Annotated in this window: 12 protein-coding genes; 8 read left to right on the top strand and 4 right to left on the bottom strand. The window is 67.8% G+C overall.

The window, feature by feature from the left end; genetic code table 11:
- Window positions 1-210: 210 nt before the first annotated feature.
- On the bottom strand, window positions 211-558 hold the full coding sequence (gene trxA, locus DT603_RS12880; protein ID WP_162350342.1) for a thioredoxin TrxA: 348 nt from the start codon (window positions 556-558) through the stop codon (window positions 211-213).
- A gap of 209 nt (window positions 559-767) precedes the next feature.
- On the opposite strand from trxA, the gene rhlB reads away from it, so the two are divergent.
- The 5 genes from rhlB (at window position 768) to ung (ending at window position 5,901) form a co-directional block, all read left to right on the top strand.
- Complete coding sequence (gene rhlB / locus DT603_RS12885) at window positions 768-2,465, top strand: ATP-dependent RNA helicase RhlB (RefSeq protein ID WP_162350344.1); 1,698 nt, start codon at window positions 768-770, stop codon at window positions 2,463-2,465.
- An 82-nt stretch (window positions 2,466-2,547) separates the two neighbouring features.
- The gene (gene ftsE, locus DT603_RS12890; RefSeq protein WP_162350346.1) at window positions 2,548-3,234 is read left to right on the top strand and encodes a cell division ATP-binding protein FtsE; all 687 of its coding nucleotides are present in this window, start codon (window positions 2,548-2,550) and stop codon (window positions 3,232-3,234) included.
- Entirely contained in the window at window positions 3,231-4,184 is a 954-nt protein-coding gene (gene ftsX, locus DT603_RS12895) for a permease-like cell division protein FtsX (RefSeq protein WP_162350348.1), read from the top strand. Before ftsE ends, ftsX begins: the two co-directional genes overlap by 4 nt.
- Window positions 4,185-4,194: 10 nt before the next feature.
- Complete coding sequence (locus DT603_RS12900; protein WP_162350350.1) at window positions 4,195-5,037, top strand: response regulator; 843 nt, start codon at window positions 4,195-4,197, stop codon at window positions 5,035-5,037.
- 129 nt (window positions 5,038-5,166) lie between these two features.
- Window positions 5,167-5,901 (top strand): uracil-DNA glycosylase, encoded by a 735-nt coding sequence (gene ung / locus DT603_RS12905; protein WP_162350352.1) that lies wholly within the window; start codon window positions 5,167-5,169, stop codon window positions 5,899-5,901.
- Window positions 5,902-5,905: 4 nt separating this feature from the next.
- Here ung and DT603_RS12910 read toward each other — a convergent pair whose 3' ends face one another.
- Window positions 5,906-6,454 (bottom strand): DUF2059 domain-containing protein, encoded by a 549-nt coding sequence (locus DT603_RS12910; RefSeq protein WP_162350354.1) that lies wholly within the window; start codon window positions 6,452-6,454, stop codon window positions 5,906-5,908.
- 134 nt (window positions 6,455-6,588) lie between these two features.
- Here DT603_RS12910 and arfB point away from each other — a divergent pair, with 134 nt between their 5' ends.
- The 3 genes from arfB to dcp all read left to right on the top strand — a co-directional run bounded on the left by arfB (window position 6,589) and on the right by dcp (window position 9,897).
- Window positions 6,589-7,023: an alternative ribosome rescue aminoacyl-tRNA hydrolase ArfB gene (gene arfB / locus DT603_RS12915; RefSeq protein WP_162350356.1), complete on the top strand. Its 435-nt coding sequence runs from the start codon at window positions 6,589-6,591 to the stop codon at window positions 7,021-7,023.
- Window positions 7,024-7,076: 53 nt separating this feature from the next.
- Window positions 7,077-7,637: a lysophospholipid acyltransferase family protein gene (locus tag DT603_RS12920; RefSeq protein WP_162350527.1), complete on the top strand. Its 561-nt coding sequence runs from the start codon at window positions 7,077-7,079 to the stop codon at window positions 7,635-7,637.
- A 97-nt stretch (window positions 7,638-7,734) separates the two neighbouring features.
- Entirely contained in the window at window positions 7,735-9,897 is a 2,163-nt protein-coding gene (gene dcp / locus DT603_RS12925; protein ID WP_162350358.1) for a peptidyl-dipeptidase Dcp, read from the top strand.
- A 232-nt stretch (window positions 9,898-10,129) separates the two neighbouring features.
- Here the strand turns inward: dcp and DT603_RS12930 are convergent, their stop codons facing one another.
- Both DT603_RS12930 and DT603_RS12935 read right to left on the bottom strand, forming a co-directional pair.
- Window positions 10,130-10,351: a hypothetical protein gene (locus tag DT603_RS12930; protein ID WP_162350360.1), complete on the bottom strand. Its 222-nt coding sequence runs from the start codon at window positions 10,349-10,351 to the stop codon at window positions 10,130-10,132.
- Window positions 10,348-19,113, bottom strand: a complete 8,766-nt coding sequence (locus tag DT603_RS12935) for a GH36-type glycosyl hydrolase domain-containing protein (protein ID WP_211368433.1) — start codon at window positions 19,111-19,113, stop codon at window positions 10,348-10,350. Before DT603_RS12935 ends, DT603_RS12930 begins: the two co-directional genes overlap by 4 nt.
- Window positions 19,114-19,148 lie beyond the last annotated feature (35 nt).

The following is a 19,148-nucleotide window of genomic DNA, read 5'->3' on the forward strand; positions in this document are numbered from 1 at the left end:
GGGTGGGAGAGCGGCTCTCGGATGAGTGCAGTCAGATGGGTGCGGCGCAGACCCCGCGCCGGATAAAACGAAAACTAGCACCGGGAAGCGGCTGCGGCAAGCGCCGCGCCAGAAAACCCGTTCAGATTGAAGCCTTGCAGAGCCGGGCTTGCTTGGCCGCTCTTCCTCGCAGGGAAAAGCAGCGGGGCAAAGCCCGGCCCTGCAGTCGGGTCAGGCGGTTGAGGCCGCCGATCCGATGCCCTTTTCGATCATCTGGGTCAGCTGGCCCTTGCCCACGGCGCCGACCTGGGTGGCCTGGACCTGGCCGTCCTTGAACAGCAGCAGCAGCGGAATGTTGCGCACGTGGTACTTGATGGCGGTGGCGCGGTTCTCGTCCACGTTGAGCTTGACCACCTTCAACTTGCCCTCGTAAGTCTGGGCCAGCTCATCCAGGACCGGGGCGATCATCTTGCAGGGGCCACACCATTCGGCCCAGAAATCAACCAGAACCGGTTCGTCGGACTGCAGCACGGCCGTTTCGAAATCGGCGTCGCCGACGTGTGTCACCTTATCGCTCACTGGGGGTCTCCTGCGGGATCCGCGGATGGCGGGACCGGATGGTCGCCGCATTGCTGTAAACTGGGGCGTTCCGCGATTCCGTTCAAGGGCTTAGCCCAGGAATCGCTTACACCGGCATGGAACGCAGTGTGCGACGCCGGTGCCGACGATGCAAGCGCATCGACCCGCGCAGTGCGCGTGCCCAAGAAACAAAGCCCAAAGAAGAAAGCATGAGCGACAAGCCGCTAACCGACATCACTTTTTCCTCCTTCGACCTGCATCCGGCCCTGCTCGCCGGGCTTGAAGCCGCCGGCTTCTCGCGGACGACCCCTATCCAGGCCATGACCCTGCCGGTCGCGCTGCCGGGCGGCGATGTCGCCGGCCAGGCCCAGACCGGCACCGGCAAGACCTTGGCCTTCCTGGTCACGGTCATGAACCGGTTGCTGACCCGGCCGGCACTGGCCGACCGCAAGCCCGAGGACCCGCGCGCGCTGATCCTGGCGCCGACCCGCGAACTGGCCATCCAGATCCACAAGGATGCGGTCAAGTTCGGCGCCGACCTGGGCCTGCGCTTCGCCCTGGTCTACGGCGGCGTCGATTACGACAAGCAGCGCGAGCTGCTGACCCAGGGCGTGGACGTGATCATCGCCACCCCGGGCCGCCTGATCGACTACGTCAAGCAGAGCAAGGTCGTGTCGCTGCACGCCTGCGAGATCTGCGTGCTGGACGAAGCCGACCGCATGTTCGACCTGGGCTTCATCAAGGACATCCGCTTCCTGCTGCGCAAGATGCCCGAGCGCACCACCCGCCAGACCCTGCTGTTCTCGGCCACGCTGAGCCATCGGGTGCTGGAGCTGGCCTACGAGCACATGAACGAGCCGCAGAAGCTCGTCGTCGAGACCGAATTCATCACCGCCGCCAAGGTCCGCCAGAAGGTCTACTTCCCGGCCAACGAGGAAAAGATCCCGTTGCTGATCGGCCTGCTGTCGCGCAGCGAAGGCGCGCGCACCATGATCTTCGTCAACACCAAGGCCTGGGTGGAACGCGTGGCGCGTTCGCTGGAAAAGGCCGGCTACCGGGTCGGCGTGCTTTCGGGCGACGTACCGCAGAAGAAGCGCGAGTCGCTGCTGGCGCGCTTCCAGAAGGGCCAGCTGGAGATCCTGGTCGCCACCGACGTGGCCGCGCGCGGCCTGCACATCGATGGCGTGTCGCACGTCTACAACTACGACCTGCCGTTCGATGCCGAGGACTACGTGCACCGCATCGGCCGCACCGCGCGCCTGGGCGCCGAAGGCGACGCGATCAGCTTCGCCTGCGAGATCTACGCGCAGAGCCTGCCCGACATCGAGGCCTACATCGACCAGAAGCTGCCGGTCGAGCCGGTGACCGCAGAACTGCTCACGGCCGTGCCGCGGGCGCCGCGCGCGGCACCGCAGCCGGGCGATGAAGTGGACGAGGATGCCGGCGAAAGCATCGGCACCATCTTCAAGGAAGCGCGCGAGCAGCGCCTCGCCGACGAACAGCGTCGCAGTGGCGGTCGTACCGGCAGCAGCGCCGGCGGCCGCAGTGGCAGCGGTCCGTCGCGTCCGCGCTCTGCTTCGCCTTCGTCCACCAGCGAGGGCAAGCCGCGCGCACCGCGGCCACCGCGCGAGGCCGGCGTCACTTCGACGCCGGTGGCCACGCCGGCTCCCGCGCCGGTTGCCAGCGCGGCCGTGTCCGCCGCTGCAGGCGACGCCGATGCCACGCGTCCGCCGCGCAAGCGTCGGCGCCGTCGTCATGGCGTGCCGGTCGATGGCGCAACGGCCACGGCCACAGCACCGCAGCAGGCACAGGCCGCGCAGGCACCGAAAGCGGCTGCATCCGCGGATAATTCCTCGTTCCTGACCAAGCTGGGCCGCAAGCTCAAGTCGTTGGTGTCCGGGTCCTGATCTGCCCGACAGGGAAGGCGACCGGCGCGCCTTCCCTCATGTGTATCCCTTTCCCCGCTGTCGCTCCGGCATAATCCATGCCATGAGCGTCCTTCGATTCGAAAACGTCAGCAAGCAGTATCCCGGCGGCCATGAGGCGCTGGCGGACGTGAGTTTCGAAGTGGCGCAGGGCGAGATGCTGTTCGTCACCGGGCATTCCGGCGCCGGCAAGAGCACCCTGCTCAAGCTCATACATCTAAGCGAACGCCCCAGCCGCGGCGCGGTGGTGTTCGGTGGGCGCAACCTGCTGAAAGTGCGCGGCGGCCGCGTTCCCCTGCACCGTCGCGAAGTGGGCGCCGTGCACCAGGACCACCGCCTGTTGGGCGAACGCACGGTCGGCGAGAACGTGGCCCTGCCGCTGATCCTGCGCGGCGACCGCCGCGCCGACATCGGCAAGCGCGTGCGCGAGGTGCTGGCGCGCATGGGCCTGGGCCATCGCGAGCAGGCGCTGCCCTCGCAGCTTTCGGCCGGCGAACAGCAACGCGTCGGCATCGCCCGCGCCATCGTCAGCGAACCCCGGTTGCTGGTCGCCGACGAACCCACCGGCAACCTCGACCCGACCCTGGCCGCGGAGATCATGTCGCTGTTCGCGTCGATGCCCGAGCGCGGTACCAGCGTACTGGTGGTCAGCCATGACCTGTCACTGATCAAGCGCATGAAGAAGCGCGTGCTGATCCTGGACCACGGCAAGCTGATGGACGATATTTCTCCGGCGGACCTGGCCGAATGACGGCGGCCGGCGAAAACGCCCGGGTCGACCCGCGTCCGCGTTCCGGCGCCGGCATCTGGTTCGACCAGCACCTCTACAGTTTCGTCGCCAGCCTGGGCCGGGTGCTGCGCCGGCCGTGGACCACGCTGCTCACCATCGGGGTGATGGCCGTGGCGATGGCGCTGCCGCTCGGACTGGGACTGGCGCTGGACAACCTGCGCCATTTCGCCGGCAGCGTGGAACAGTCGCGCGAGATCGAGCTGTTCCTGAAACACGAGGTCGACGCGGTCCGCGCGCAGGCGCTGGCTACCGAGTTGCGCGGCCGCGGCGACGTGGCCAAGGTGGAACTGCGCACCCCCGAACAGGGGCTGGCCGAGTTCCGCGCGCGCAGCGGACTGGGCGAAGCGATCGGCGCGCTGGAAGAAAACCCGCTGCCCACGCTGCTCATCATCACGCCGCGCAACGACGACCCGACCCTGCTCCATGCCCTGCAGGCATTGCCCGAGACCGGCCTGCTGCAGCATGACGCGGCCTGGCGCGAGCGGCTGCAGGGCTGGCTGGGCTTCGGCCAACGCTTGGCCTGGGTGCTGGCCACGCTGTTCGGGCTGGGTGCCCTGCTGGTGGTCGGCAATACCGTGCGCCTGGACATCCAGTCGCGCCGCGAAGAGATCGGCGTGCTGCAGTTGCTCGGCGCCACCGATGGCTTCATCCGTCGTCCCTTCATCTACCTCGGCGCCTGGTACGGGCTGGCCGCCGGCGCCCTGGCCTTGGGCCTGCTGACGGCGGCAGCGTATGCTCTGCGCGCGCCGTTGCTGGCACTGGCGCAAAGTTATGGGAGTGGTTTCGCGCTCAATGGTCTGGATCCCCTGCGCGCGGCGGGCTTCGTGCTCGCCGCCACGGTGATCGGCTGGCTGGGCGCATGGCTGGTGACCGGCCACTTCCTGCGCCAGACCCGACCGACCGAAACCTAGGCGACCCTCTATGCATGCGCAGGAACTTCGACACCTGATCAGCGACACCCCGCGGGTGATGGTGGTCGACGGCTCGAAGATGGTGCGCAAGATGATCGCCGACGTGCTCAAGCGCGAGCTGGCCGGGGTCGAGGTGATCGGTTGCGCCAGCATCGCCGAGGCGCGTGCGGCGCTGGAGACCGGCGCGGTGCACCTGGTCACCACCTCGCTGGCATTGGCCGACGGCGACGGCCTGGAAGTGGCGCGCGCGGTACGCGAAGCGGCCGGCCAGGCCTACGTGCCGGTGATCGTGGTGTCCGGCGATGCGCAGCAGCACCTGGTGGAGCGGCGCTTCACCGAGTTCGTCACCGACTATTTCGACAAATCGCTGGGCCACGAGGCTTTGGCCGCCTTCATCCGCGGCTACGTGCAGCCCGAACCGGTGGTGGGCGCCACCGTGCTGTACGTGGAAGACAGCCGCGTGGTCGCCGAGACCACCAAGCGCATGCTCGAGCGCCACGACCTGGCCGTGGTCCACGTACTCCGGGCCGAGGACGCCTTCGCCCTGCTCACCGCCGAGTCGCTGGGCCATTCCACCCACCGCTTCGACATCGTGCTCACCGACGTGACCCTGAAGGGCGAACTGAGCGGCCGCGACGTGGTCCAGCGCGTGCGCGTCGATTTCGGCTACGGCAAGCGTCGCCTGCCGATCCTGGTCATGACCGGCGATGACAACAAGGACAACCAGTCCGAACTGCTGAAGGCCGGCGCCAACGACCTGGTGCTCAAGCCGATCGAAGAGCGCCTGCTGATCACCAAGGTGCTGTTCCAGCTGCGCGTGTCGGACCTGGGCCAGGCACGCACGCTGACCTGAGGGCCGTTTTTTTTTTGCAGGAGGGTCGGTTTTGTTGCCGGCAACGTCAAACGCAAATCCTCCGTCGCCCCTTTTTTGAATGCGGGCGCAGCAAGATCCTTCCGATTCCCGATTCCCGATTCCCGGCCCATGCCCGACACCGACCACATCAGACTCGAACCTTCGTGGAAAGCAAAAGTCGGCGACTGGTTGCAGCGGCCGGAAATGCGCGAGCTGGCGGTGTTCCTGCGCCAGCGCAAGCAGGCCGGCGCGCACGTCTTCCCGCCCGGGCCGCAGATCTTCGCCGCCTTCGATGCCACGCCGTTCGACCAGGTCAAGGTGGTGATCCTCGGCCAGGATCCCTACCACGGGGCAGGACAGGCGCATGGCCTGTGTTTTTCGGTCCTGCCCGGCGTGCCGGTACCGCCATCGCTGGACAACATCTTCAAGGAGATCAACCGTGACCTGGGCATCGCGCGTCCGGACCACGGCTGCCTGCTGCCGTGGGCACGCCGGGGCGTGCTGCTGCTCAATGCGGTGCTGACCGTGGAAGAAGGGCGGGCCGGCGCCCACCAGGGCAAGGGCTGGGAAGGCTTCACCGACCACGTCATCGAGCGCCTGGCCAGTGAGCGCGAGGACCTGGTGTTCCTGCTGTGGGGCGCTTATGCGCAGGCCAAGGGCAAGGTCATCGATGCGCGCCGCCACCGGGTGCTGCGCGCGCCGCACCCCTCGCCGCTGTCGGCCCATCGCGGCTTCATGGGCTGCGCGCATTTTTCGGCCACCAACCAGTTCCTTGCCCACAAGGGCAAGACGCCGATCGATTGGCGCCTGCCGCCCAGGGCCGAGCTGGAGCTGGCCCCCAGCGGGAACTCCTCCGGGCCTTAGGACCTTATTTTTTCTTCTTGCGCTTGGCCGGCGGGGTCACTTCCGGGGCCGGCAGCGGCTTGGTGGATTCCTTCAGCTCGGTCTGCAGTTCTTCCATCATCGGCACCACTTTCTGCTGGATGGCGGCCATCAGGTTCTGCATCAGGGCCGGGGTCTTGTCGAGCAGGCTGCGGCCGGCCGGGCTTTCATAGAACTTGGCGATGGCCTTCACGTCCTGGCTGGTGAAGGTCTTCTTGTAGACGTCGATGTACAGCGGACGCATCTCCTGCCAGGAAAGTGTCTTGCGCACGATCTCGGTAGTGCGCGCCTGGATGCGGTCCACGTCGGCCTTCTGCTCGGCGGTCAACTGCTTGCCGGCGGTGATCTGGGCGAACTGCTGCCGCTGCATCTCCTGCATCTGCGGCTGGATCGCAATGAGCATGCTTTCCGCGCGCGAGGCCTTGAGCAGGCGTTCGATGTCCGCATCGGTGGGGGGCGCGGCCAGCGCGGTGGCGGTGCACAGCGCAAGCAGGGTGGCGGCCAGCAGGCGCGACAGCGGGCGTGGGATCAGCATGCAGTGGATTCCGTGGGGTCGTCGACCGAGGCCGCAGTGTGCCCAGCGCAAAGTAAACAGGCGGTTAAACAATGCGTGGACGCCGCGCGGCGACGTGCATTCCCCAAGCAGCGCGCCATGCCTACAATTGACGCATGGGGAGCGAAGCACTGGAAATCACGCCCGCGCTGGCGATACCGGAGGCCGAACTGGTGGAACGCTTCGTGCGCGCCAGCGGCGCCGGCGGCCAGAACGTGAACAAGGTATCGACCGCGGTGGAATTGCGCTTCGACCTGGCCGCCTCGCCGTCGTTGCCCGAGCCCGTGCGCGCGCGGCTGTTGGCCAAGCGCGACCGTCGCATCACCGACGCCGGCGTGCTGGTCATCGACGCGCAACGTTTCCGCACCCAGGACCGCAATCGCCAGGACGCACGCGAACGCCTGGCCGCGTTCATCGCCACCGGCCTGGCCGCGCCCCGAAAGCGCATCGCCACCAAACCCACGCATGGCTCCAAGTTGCGCAGGCTGGACGCCAAGCGCGGCCGCAGCGAAATCAAGCGCGGGCGTTCCACCAAGGGAGACACCGATTGAGCGATCCGACCTCCAATGACAGCACCGCGGTGATCCCGGCCATTCCACCCAACATGCCGCAGGTCAGGCCCAACCGGTTTACCCGCTGGCTGGGCCGCACCGCGCTGAGGCTGGGCGGCTGGCGCGTGGTCGGGCCGATTCCGGACCTGGCCAAGGCCGTGCTGATCGTGGCCCCGCATTCGTCCAACTGGGATGGCATCTGGGGCATGGCCGCCAAGATCGCGCTGGGCCTGCAGGTCCGGGTACTGGGCAAGGCACAGCTGTTCTGGTGGCCGCTGGGCCCGCTGCTGCGCCGCCTGGGCGCGATCCCGGTCAACCGCAGTTCGCCCAAGGGCACGGTGGAACAGGCGGTGGCCATCATCGAAAAGTTCGACCGGATCTGGTTCACCCTCACGCCCGAGGGCACGCGCAAGCGCGTGGAGCACTGGAAGACCGGCTTCTGGAAGATCGCCCGCGCCGCCGACGTGCCCATCGTGATGGCCTACTTCCACTATCCGGAAAAGACCATCGGCATTGGCCAGGTCTTCCTCACCAGCGACAGTCTGGAACACGACATGGCCCGCATCCGCGAGTGGTACCGGCCATGGCAGGGCCGCAACCGCGACACGGTCTGACTGAACCGGCGCCACGGCGCCCGCGCCGGCGACACATGCACCGGGCGCCGTGGCGCGCTAGGGTAGTGGGATTGATCCCTGACCCTGGAAAGTGTCCATGTCGCGTACCGTCGTCCTCGCCGCCGCCATCAGCCTGGCCCTTGCGGCCTGCAGCGCAAACACCCCTGAACCCGTGACCGAAAAGACCCCCGCCGCCACCCCCGCAGCGGCCGAGAACCCGCTGCTGGTGGCCAGCACGCTGCCCTTCGGCGCGCCTGCCTTCGACAAGATCAAGGACAGCCACTACCTGCCTGCGTTCGAGGCCGGCATGCAGCAGCACCTGGCCGAGATGCGCAAGATCGCGGACAACCCGGAACCGGCGACCTTCGCCAACACCATCGAAGCCCAGGAACGCGCCGGCGAAACCCTGAACCGCGTCAGCCGCATCTTCTTCGGCCTGGTCCAGGCCGATACCAATCCCGAACGCCAGAAGATCCAGGAGGAAATCGCGCCCAAGCTGGCCGCCCACCAGGACGAGATCGCGCTGGATCCCAAGCTGTTCGCGCGGGTGAAGTCGGTGTACGACGCGCGCGCCACCCTCAAGCTCGATCCCGAACAGCTGCGCGTGGTCGAGCGCGACTACCAGGAAATGGTCCGCGCCGGCGCCCAGCTGTCCGATGCCGACAAGGACGTGATGCGCAAGCTCAACGTGGAAGAAACCACGCTGTCCACCGACTTCCACACCAAGCTGGTCGCCGCCGCGGCCGCCGGCGCGGTGCAGGTCGACGACAAGGCCAAGCTCGATGGCCTGTCCGAAGGCGACATCGCCTCGGCCGCCGAAGACGCCAAGTCGCGCAAGCTCGACGGCAAGTGGCTGCTGGCCCTGCAGAACACCACCCAGCAGCCGGTGCTGGCCTCGCTGAAGGACCGCGAGCTGCGCGCCCAGGTGCTGCAGGCCTCGGAAACGCGCACCGAGCGCGGCGACGCCAACGACACCCGCAAGATCGTCCAGCGCCTGGCCCAGCTGCGCGCACAGAAGGCCAAGCTGCTGGGCTTCGACACCTATGCCGCCTACAGCCTGGCCGACCAGATGGCCATCACCCCGGACAAGGCGCTGAAGCTGCTGACCGATACCGTGCCCGCCGCCACCGCCAAGGCCCGCGGCGAGATCGCCAAGATGCAGGCGGTGATCGACAGGCAGGCCGCAGAGGCGAAGACGCCGGGCTTCAAGCTGGCCGCCTCGGACTGGGATTTCTACGCCGAACAGGTACGCAAGGCCGAGTTCGACCTGGACGAATCGCAGATCAAGCCCTACTTCGAGATGGACAACGTGCTGCAGAACGGCGTCTTCTACGCCGCCACGCAGATGTACGGCATCACCTTCAAGCAGCGCACCGACCTGCCGGTCTACCACCCGGACATGAAGGTGTACGAAGTGTTCGACAAGGATGGCAGCTCGCTGGCGCTGTTCTATACCGACTACTTCAAGCGCGACAGCAAGTCCGGTGGCGCCTGGATGGACGTGTTCGTCGAGCAGGACGGCCTGACCGGCGCCAAGCCGGTGGTCTACAACGTGTGCAACTTCACCAAGCCCGCCGCCGGCCAGCCCGCGCTGCTCAGCTATGACGACGTCACCACCATGTTCCACGAGTTCGGCCACGCCTTGCACGGCATGTTCTCCAAGGTGAAGTACCCGTCGATCGCCGGTACCAGCACCTCGCGTGACTTCGTCGAGTTCCCCTCGCAGTTCAACGAGCACTGGGCTTCGGACCCGAAGGTCTTCGCCAACTACGCCAAGCACTACAAGACCGGCGAGCCGATGCCGCAGGCGCTGGTCGACAAGATCAAGAAAGCCGGCACCTTCAACAGTGGCTACGGCACCACCGAGTACCTGTCGGCCGCGCTGCTCGACCTGGCCTGGCACACGCTGCCGGCGGACGCGCCGCTGCAGGACGTGGACGCCTTCGAGACCGAGGCGCTGAAGAAGTTCAAGGTCGACCTGGCCGAAGTGCCGCCGCGCTACCGCAGCAGCTATTTCGACCACATCTGGGGCGGCGGTTATTCGGCCGGCTACTACGCGTATTTCTGGTCCGAAGTGCTGGATGACGATGCGTTCGAGTGGTTCAAGGAACACGGCGGCATGACCGCCGCGAACGGCCAGGTGTTCCGCGACAAGATCCTCTCGCGCGGCAACACCGTCGACTTGGCCACGCTGTACCGCGAGTTCCGTGGCAAGGATCCCAGCGTGGAGCCGCTGCTGGTCAATCGCGGCTTGAAGTAGGGCAAACCGGGCGAGCAGTCCCTCGACACGACTCGACCAGGGCGGGTCGATCAGAACGGGATGGCCACGGCCGTCCCGTTTTGTTGTGACGAGCTTGGGTTGTTGCAGGAGCGACGCCAGTCGCGAAGCACGCGGCGCCGGCCAGCGCGTAACGCCAGGGGCCACTGATTTCCTGGCTTCGCGACTGGCGTCGCTCCTGCAACAGCGCCGGGCCGTGAACGCCCTGTCCGGGTCAGAGGCGTTCGCTTGCGGGCGGCAGGTGCGCGGCCAGCATGGCGGCGATGCGCTCCTGCGCAAGCTCGCGATCCTCCGGATCGGCGCGCTCCAGGATCTCGTTCGCCAGCACGTCGAACTGCGGCCGGAACTGGGCCTCATGGCGCAGGCGTGCGCGCCACAGCGGCAACATGCGCTCCAGGTTCTCCAGCTCGGCCTCCAGGCGCACGCGATCGCTCATGGCGCCGGCTTGCTCACGACAGGCCTGCTGACTACAGGCCTGGGCCAGTTCGCCAGCACATGGTGGATGGACTGGTCATCGACCAGTTGGAAGCCGAAGCCAGGCTGGACGAAACCGTCCACGCTCAGCGTCGCCTCGCCTGCGTCCACCTGGGTGATGGTGATCAGGTACATGCTCTCGCCGTAGCGGTACTGCAGCTTGTACTCGTCCCAGTCCGCCGGGATGCACGGGCGCAGCGACAGGCGTTCGCCTTCACGGTGCAGGCCCAGCAGCGATTCGGTCAGCAGCCGGTACATCCAGCCGGCCGAGCCGGTGTACCAGGTCCAGCCGCCGCGCCCGACATGCGGCGCCACGCCGTAGACATCGGCCGCCAGCACGTAGGGTTCGACCTTGTAGATCGCGCTGGCCGCGGAGTCTTGGGCGTGGTGGATCGGGTTGATCATGCCGGCCAGTTCCCAGGCTTTTTCATGGTCGCCCAGATGGGCGAAGGCCATCGCCGACCATACCGCCGCATGGGTGTACTGACCGCCGTTCTCGCGCACGCCGGGCACGTAGCCGCGGATGTAGCCCGGGTCGTGCGGGGTCTTGTCGAACGGCGGATCCAGCAGCTGGATCAGGCCCGCATCGCGCTTGACCAGGTACTGGTCCAGCGAGGCCATGGCCTGTTTCGCACGCGCCGGATCGGCGGCGCCCGAGAGCACCGACCAGCTCTGCGAAATGGAATCGATGCGGCACTCGTCGCTTTCGGTGGAACCCAGCGGCGTGCCGTCGTCGAACCAGGCGCGGCGGTACCAGTGGCCATCCCAGGCGTGCGCCTCCAGGTTGCCGCGCAGCTGCTGGGCCGATTCGGCGCAGTAACCGGCGAACGCATCGTCGCCGCGCGCCAGCGCCACTTCGCCGAAGCGCACCAGCACGTCGTAGAGGAAGAAACCCAGCCACACGCTTTCGCCACGGCCGGCTTCGCCCACGCGATTCATGCCGTCGTTCCAGTCGCCGGTGCCGATCAACGGCAGTCCGCGTTCGCCCAGCAGTTCGGTGCCGCGCTTCAGCGCCAGCGCGCAGTGGTCGTAGAACGACTGCTGCACGCCGGAGTAGACCGGCAGGTCGTAGTACGACTCCTCGTCCGGGTTGACCAGGCGCCCTTCGATGAAACGCACGCGTTCGTCCAGCACCGACAGGTCGCCGGTGACCTGCAGGTAGCGACAGGCGGCCAGCGGCAGCCACAGGTAATCGTCGGAGCAGCGTGTGCGCACGCCGCGACCCTGCGGCGGATGCCACCAGTGCAGCACGTCGCCCTGCGGGAACTGGTGGGCGGCGCTGAGCAGCAGGTGCTCGCGGGTCAGTGCCGGCTTGGCATGCACCGTGGCCATGGTGTCCTGCAGCTGGTCGCGGAAACCGAACGCGCCACCGGACTGGTAATAGCCGCTGCGTGCGACATAGCGGCAGGCCAGGGTCTGGTACAGCAGCCAGCCATTGGCCAGCGCATCGACGCTGGCATCGGGCGTCTTCACCCGCACCGCGCTCAGCGTGTCCAGCCAGTGGATGCGCACGCCGTCCAATGCATCGTTGGCCGCGTTGATGCCGCGGGTGCGCCGCGCCAGCTCCACGGCCTCGCCGTGGTTGCTGCCGATGCCCAGGCGGAACACCAGGTCGCGTGCCTGCTCCGGCCCCAGCACGATCGGGACCTGGATCGCGGTGCACGGGTCCAGGCCCACGCCAAGCCTGCCGGACAGTTTTTCCCGCAGCAGCGCGCCGGGATGGGCCAGGCTGCCGTTGCGGCCCAGGAACTCGTGGCGGTCGGCGGTGAAGCTGCGTCCCTCGCCCTCGACGTCGAAGAAGGCGACGCGGCCTGCGAACTCGGTGTTGTACGGATTGCGCGCGGTGAGCACGTTGCTGGCGCCATCCAGTTCGCTGATCACGTGCATCTGCGACTTCACCTTGATGTCGCCCAGCACCCATTCCACGTAGCCGGTCGCCGACAGCCGGCGCGGGCGCCCGGACAGGTTGCGCAGCTTCAACACAGAGAACTTCACCGCATCTTCCAGCGCCACGTACACCCACAGCTCGCTGGCGATGCCGTCTTCCACGTGCTCGTACACGCTGTAGCCGAAGCCGTGGCGCGTGCGGTAGGTGCCGGTGCCACGCCGCGGCAGCGGCATCGGCGACCACACCCGCCCGGTTTCCTCGTCGCGCAGGTAGAAGGCTTCGCCGCCGGTGTCCGAGACCGGGTCGTTGTGCCAGGGCGTCAGCCGGAACTCGTGCGCATTCTCGAACCAGGTGTAGCCGGGCGAGCTTTCGCTGAGCACGGTGCCCAGTTTCGGGTTCGCCATGACGTTGGACCACGGCGCCGGCGTGGCCTCGCCTTCGCGCAGGGTGATCACGTATTCGCGGCCGTCGGCCGAGAACGCGCCGGTGCCGTTGTCGAAGATGAACTCGTTGGCGACCGGTTCGAACGGCCAGGGATCGTCCTCGCCGTGCGCGGCCGGCGGCGGCAGTCCCTGCAGGGGATCAAGCGGGGCCATCGGCTCGGGCAGGGGCGGGGCACCGTCGGCGAACAGCAGCGGCACGGTGCGTTCGGGCGCCATGTGCCGGCCGACTTGCGCTGCCAGGGTGCCGCGCTGGTCGCTGATGATCACCCGCGACACCGACTGCAGCAGGATGCGGTCTTCCAGCGAGATCTGCTGCGCCGGCCGCACGAAGATGCCGCCGGGGCGGTCGAGCACGTTGCCTTCCGGCCCGGCCGAGACCAGGCCCAGGATCTGTTCCTGCAGCTGCTGGCGATACCCGGCCTGGTCCTCGTTCCAGATCACCAGGTCGACGTTGAGGCCTTTGAGGCGCCAGTAGGCGTGCGCCTGCACCATCTGCCGCACCAGTTCGATGTTGTCCGCATCGGAAATCTGCACCAGCACGATGGGCAGGTCGCCGGAAATCGAATGCCCCCACAGACCCGACTGCCCGCGCCGGTTCTGCATCAGCACCGCACTGTCGGCACGCAGGAACGGATGGGCGAACACCATCAGCCCGGCCAGTCGTTCGTACAGCTGCGCATCGGCCTGCGAGGCATTGATCTGCCGGCGCACCACCTGGCTGTGGGTCCAGCCCAGGTCGAACACGCGGTCGGCCAGGCGCCGGTCGCGGTACTTGTCGATCAGTGCCGCGCAGGCCTCGCGATCGCTGCCCATGCCGGTGACCATGTCCACGATGCAGGTCTGGTCGGGCGCCAGGGTGATGCGGCAGCGGATCGCCACGATGGGGTCGAGCACCGAGCCATCCGAGTCCGACAGGGCGTCCTGCGCGGACAGTGCCTGCGGGTTGCGCGGCGTATTGCCGCGGCCGAGGAAGCGCGCGCGGTCGGTCTCGTAGGAGATCTCGCTGATGTCGGCGTCATGCACGGCCACCAGGTGCAGCATCCACGGCGGCACTTCGTCATGCGCGCGCGGACGCCGGGTGCACAGCAGGGCCTGCTTGTCGCGCACGATCTGGGTCTGCACGAACAGGTTGCTGAAGGCCGGGTGCATCTCGTCGGAGATGGCCGGCGCCAGCACCACTTCGGCGTAGGTGGTGATCTCGATGGTGCGCGGCCGGCGCGAACGGTTGCTCAAGGTCAGGCGCCGCAGCTCGATGTCGTCCTCGGCCGAGATGGCGATTTCCAGGTGCGAGTCGTAGCCGCGCTTGCGCCCACGGAACTCGGCCTTGGCATCGGAGAAGATCGCCTCGTACTGGTCCACCGGCACGCAGGTCGGCTGGTAGGCCGCCGACCAGTACTCGCCGCTGTGGACATCGCGCAGGTAGCAGAAGCTGCCCCAGTGGTCGCGGGTGCCATCCTCGCGCCAGCGGGTGACCGCCAGGTCGCGCAGCCGCAGGTAGCCGCCACCGGCGCTGGTGAGCATGCCGTGGAAGCGCCCGTTGGACAGCATCTGCAGGGCGGGCCGGGCGGTGTTGGGATTGGCGAACACGCGCAACTGGGTTTCGGTGGTCGCCGGGGCCACGCGGGCGGCGCTGGCCTCGGCCTCGTGCGGATGGAACACGCCGGTGCGCGGGATGCGTTCCTGCAGCAGCAGCAGGGTGGCCTGGAACTCGGCATCGGCCAGGAAGCGCTTCTGCATCGGCTGGTCGCGCAGCAAATAATCCAGGGCCAGGAAACCCATGCCCTGGTGATGGGCCATGAACGAGCGGATCACCGCATGGTCCTGCCCGCGCGGCACCCGGCTGGGGGTGTAGTCGATCGCTTCGTACAGGCCATAGCGGCCACCGAAACCGAGTTCGGTCAGGCGCTGCAGGTTCTGGCAAGCCGCTTCCGGCGCCACCATCAGCGCCATCATGGTCGCGTACGGCGCGATCACCAGGTCCTGGCCCAGCCCGCGCTTCAGGCCCAGGCCGGGCACGCCGAAGGCGCGGTACTGGTAGTTCATGCGCGCATCGACGGTGTTGTAGCCGGATTCGGAAATGCCCCACGGCACGTTGCGTTGCGCGCCGAAATGGATCTGGGCTTCCACCGCGTGCCTGGCGGTCTGGTCCAGCAGGGTGTCCGGGTAACTGGGCATCACCAGCTGCGGCATCAGGTACTCGAACATCGAGCCGCTCCACGACAGCAGGGTGGCATCGCCGTCCACCTCGGTCAGCAGGCGGCCCAGCGCGAACCAGGTTTCCTGCGGCAGCTGGCCCTGGGCGATGGCCACGAAACTGCACAGCCGCGCCTCGGAGGCCAGCAGGTCGTAATAGCCCGGGTCCAGGCGCCGTTCCTCGGCGTTGTAGCCGATCGCCAGCAGGTGGCGACTGCGGTCGTAGAGGAATTCGTATTCCATCAGCGAGTACTGGCCGGCCACGTGCGCCAGCCGTTCCAGGTCGTTGATGCGCGCGCGGGCGCGGCCCTGCACGACGCTGCTGTGCGATTGCGCGCGCAGTTGGCGCAAGGTGGGGATCACGCCACTGGTGACCGCATCGGCCGGCTCACCGGCGGCTTCATCCGGGGAGGACAGCCACGGCGCGAAGAACAGCAGTTCCTCGCGCGCCGCCTGGCAGGCCTGCACCAGGGAAGCGGGCCAGTCGGGTTCGCCCTCGGGCGGGGGCATCGCCGGGATGGGCCAGGCGGCAGCGATGGCCGCGGCCTGCGCGGCCAGCCAGGCCAGCACGCGTTCGGCATCGCGCAACGACACCGGCGGCTGCGCGCGCACGGTTTCCAGGCGTTCGCCGAACGCGGACAGCGCCGCGTCCAGGGTCGGTTCGGCGTGGCTCGCCGCGCGCCGGTTTTCTTCCAGCACGCCCAGGGTGTCGGCCAGGCCATCGAACGTGGCGCGCGCCAGCACCGGCTGGTCCAGCATCGCCAGCAGGCCCTGGCGCAGGGTCAGCAGGTGCCCGGCCAGGTTGCCGCTGTCGACCGTGGAGATGTAGTGCGGCGGCAACGGCTGCAGGGTTTCGGTGTCGTACCAGTTGTAGAAGTGGCCGCGATGGCGCGGCAGTTGTTCCATCGTCGCCAGCACGCGCTGGGTCCGTTGCATCAGCCCGCCCATCTGCAGGTAGCCGAAGTCATGGGCCGCCAGGTTGGCCAGCAGCGACAGGCCGATGTTGGTGGGCGAGGTGCGTCGGGCCACCACCAGCAGCGGATGCTCCTGGATGTTGTCGGGTGGCAGCCAGTGGTCCTCGGCGCGGATCCAGGTCTCGAAGAATGCCCAGGTGCGGCGCGACAGGCGGCCGAGGAAGGCCAGCTGCGGACGCGACAGCTCGGTCTGGCGTTGCCGTGGCGGGCGACCCATCCAGGCCATCAGCAGCGGCGAGCCCAGCCACAGCACCAGGATGGGCATGGCCACCCACAGCGCCAGTGGATTGACCCGGCCCAGCCACGCGCCCACCGCGACCGCGAACACCGGCGCGAACCACATGCTGCGCAGTTCGGCGCCGTAGCCGCTGCCCAGGCTGCGCTCGACCTCGCTGGAGGGGTTCCATTGCAGCAGGTGGCGACGGCTCACCAGCATCCGCCAGGCCGTGCGGGCGATGGCGCCCAGGCTGAAGAACGCCTCGTACGGCAGGCAGGCCAGGTTGACTGCCGCGCGCAGCAGCTGCCGGCCGCAGGACTTGGCCACCTGCAGCAGGTGGGTTTCCAGGGTCATGTCCATCGGCTTGGTCAGCACCTCGCGCAGCGCCGGCAGCAACACCGGCAGCAGCAGCAGGCACAGCACCCACAGGGTCCAGGCCAGCACCTGGGGCACCAGCGTCCAGCCGATAACCAGCAGGGCGGTGGCCGCCGCCGGCACCAGACTGCGGCGCAGGTTGTCCAGCAGCTTGCCGCGCGACAGCCACGACAGCGGATTGGCCTCGACGCCGCCTTGCGGGCGCGGCACCCACGGCAGCAGCCACGGCAGCAATTGCCAGTCGCCGCGGATCCAGCGGTAGCGGCGCTTCACGTCGGCCGCATAACGCGCCGGATAATCCTCGAACAGGCGCACGTCGCTGACCAGGCCGGCACGCGCATAGCAACCTTCCAGCAGGTCGTGGCTGAGGATCTGGTTCTCGGGGAAACGGTTCTCGAGCGCATGCTCGAACGCGTCAACGTCGTAGATGCCCTTGCCGACGAAGGAGCCTTCGCCGAACAGGTCCTGGTACACGTCCGACACCGTGCGCGTGTACGGATCGATGCCCGGCTCGCTGCCGTACATGCGTGCGTAGCGCGAACCGATGCGCCCGCTCATGCTGGTGCCCACGCTGGGCTGCAGGATGCCGTAACCGCGCGTGACCCGGCGTTTCTGGCTGTCGAAGCGCGCCCGGTTGAGTGGATGGGCCAGGGTGCCGACGAACTCGCGCGCCGCATCGCGCGGCAATCGCGTATCGGTGTCCAGGGTGATGACGTAGCGCACGTTGGCCAGCACGTCGGTGTTACCGGACACGGCCAGGAAGGCTTCGCCGTCGCCGCCGCGCAACAGCCGGTTCAAGGCGGCCAGCTTGCCGCGCTTGCGCTCGTAGCCCATCCAGGTGTTCTCGCGCGCATTCCACTGGCGCGGACGATGGAACAGGAAGAACAGGTCGCCGCCGCCCTGCTGGACGTGTTCGGGCGCGTAGCGGGCGTTGAGGCGCTCGATCTGCCGCACTGCGTGGTCGACCAGTGCCTGGTCGCCCGGCAGTTCCTGCTGGCTGGCGTCGAGGAAATCGGTCAGCAGGGCAAAATGCAGGTGGGCGTCGCGATTGGCCAGGAAGCGCACTTCCAGGCCTTCGACCAGCGCATCGATGCCGGCGTTGCTGCCGATCATGCTGGGCACCACCACCAGCGTGCGGGCGCTGGACGGAATGCCTTCGGAATAGTCCATGCGCGGCAAAGGCTGGGGCGCGACCAGCACGGTCGCCGCCCAGTTGACCAGGGCGATGCCCAGTTCACTGAAGGCAATCAGTCCCAGCAGGCCGATGGCGCACAGCCACGCCCAGTCGAAACGGTCGGCGCTGGCTTCAGCCACCAGCGCCCAGGTGAAGCCCAGGGCGATCATCCCGATCGGCAACAGGTACAGCGGCAACGGCACCCGGCGCGGGCGCAGCCGTACCGGTTTGCGCGCGCTGGCCAGCTCGGCCACCGCTGCCTTCATCTGCGGAATGCCCTCGTCCACCAGGTAATAACCGACATGGGACGCGGTGTCGCGGGACTGTGCATTGGCCTGGGCCAGCCCCAGCACGGCAGTCACCACTTCCATCTCGCTGGCGCCGCTCTGCCGCGCGGCTTTTTCCACCACGTGGCGGTAGGCGTCGCGGGTGCTGAAATCCATGCTGGCGTAGGTGCCCGCCGGATCCTGCTGCAGCACGCCGTCGACCAGGCTCATGGTCTCGACGAATTCGCGCCAGTCCATGTTGGCCAGGAAGCGCAGGCTGCCGATGCTGTTGCTGATGGAGACCTGGTCGGCCGCCTGCTGCTGGCTTTCGGCGTGCACCAGTTCCTCGATGCTGTGCCCGCTGTCGGCGATCCACTGCTCGATCCAGCCGATCGGCATGGCCAGCGCCGCGCTGCGGCCGTGCAGGCCGCGGGTCAGCTCGGCCACGAACGCGCCGGTGACCGGCGGCTCCGAGCGCGCCATGTCCGCCACCACCAGCACCACGTTCTTGGGGCTGTTGTCGGCGGTCTGGTTCAACAGGCTGGCCCATTCACCGGCCAGGCGATGGTCCACGCCATCGCGCATCACCCGCACCGCCATGCGCCGCAGGTTCTCGATCAGCGCCAGCCGCAACATGATGGGGATCGCCCACAGCTCGCCCATCTTCAGCGGCGTGACCGACTGGTAGGCGGCCACGAAACGGCTGAGTGTTTCGGCATCGATGCGACCATCGCCATGGGCGATGGCTTCCATGGCCAGGTCGTACACGCGTGGCAGGCCCGCCGAAGGACCCCGGTTCAGCGACGGCAGTTCACGGCTGTAGCCCTTGGGCAGGTGGCGCCGCGCGGTGCGCACCTGTTCCTCGATCAGGTAGTAGTTGTCCAGCAGCCATTCGCCGGCCGGGGTGATGCGGACTTCGTCCTGGACCATGCCGGTGAGCAGGGTGCTGGCATCGTCGAGCAGGCCCTCGTTGTCCTTGAGGCGGGCGAGCAGCAGGTCCGGCTGCACCAGCGAGTGCACGCGGTGCTCGCCTGCCAGAGCCTTGCCATGCCATTCCATCTGTTCGGCACTGAACAGCTGCGCGCGCAGCGGTTCCTCGGCCAGCAACGGCCCCTGTGTCGCCGCGCGCTGCCAGCGCCAGATGCGCCGGCGCAGGCGCAGCCAACGACCAAAGATCCGCCAGGCAGTGGGCATGTGTGATTCGTCGCCATGAAGCCAGATAAGGCGTT

This window comes from Pseudoxanthomonas gei (assembly GCF_010119615.1).
In the GTDB taxonomy this organism is placed as follows: Bacteria; Pseudomonadota; Gammaproteobacteria; order Xanthomonadales; family Xanthomonadaceae; genus Pseudoxanthomonas_A; species Pseudoxanthomonas_A gei.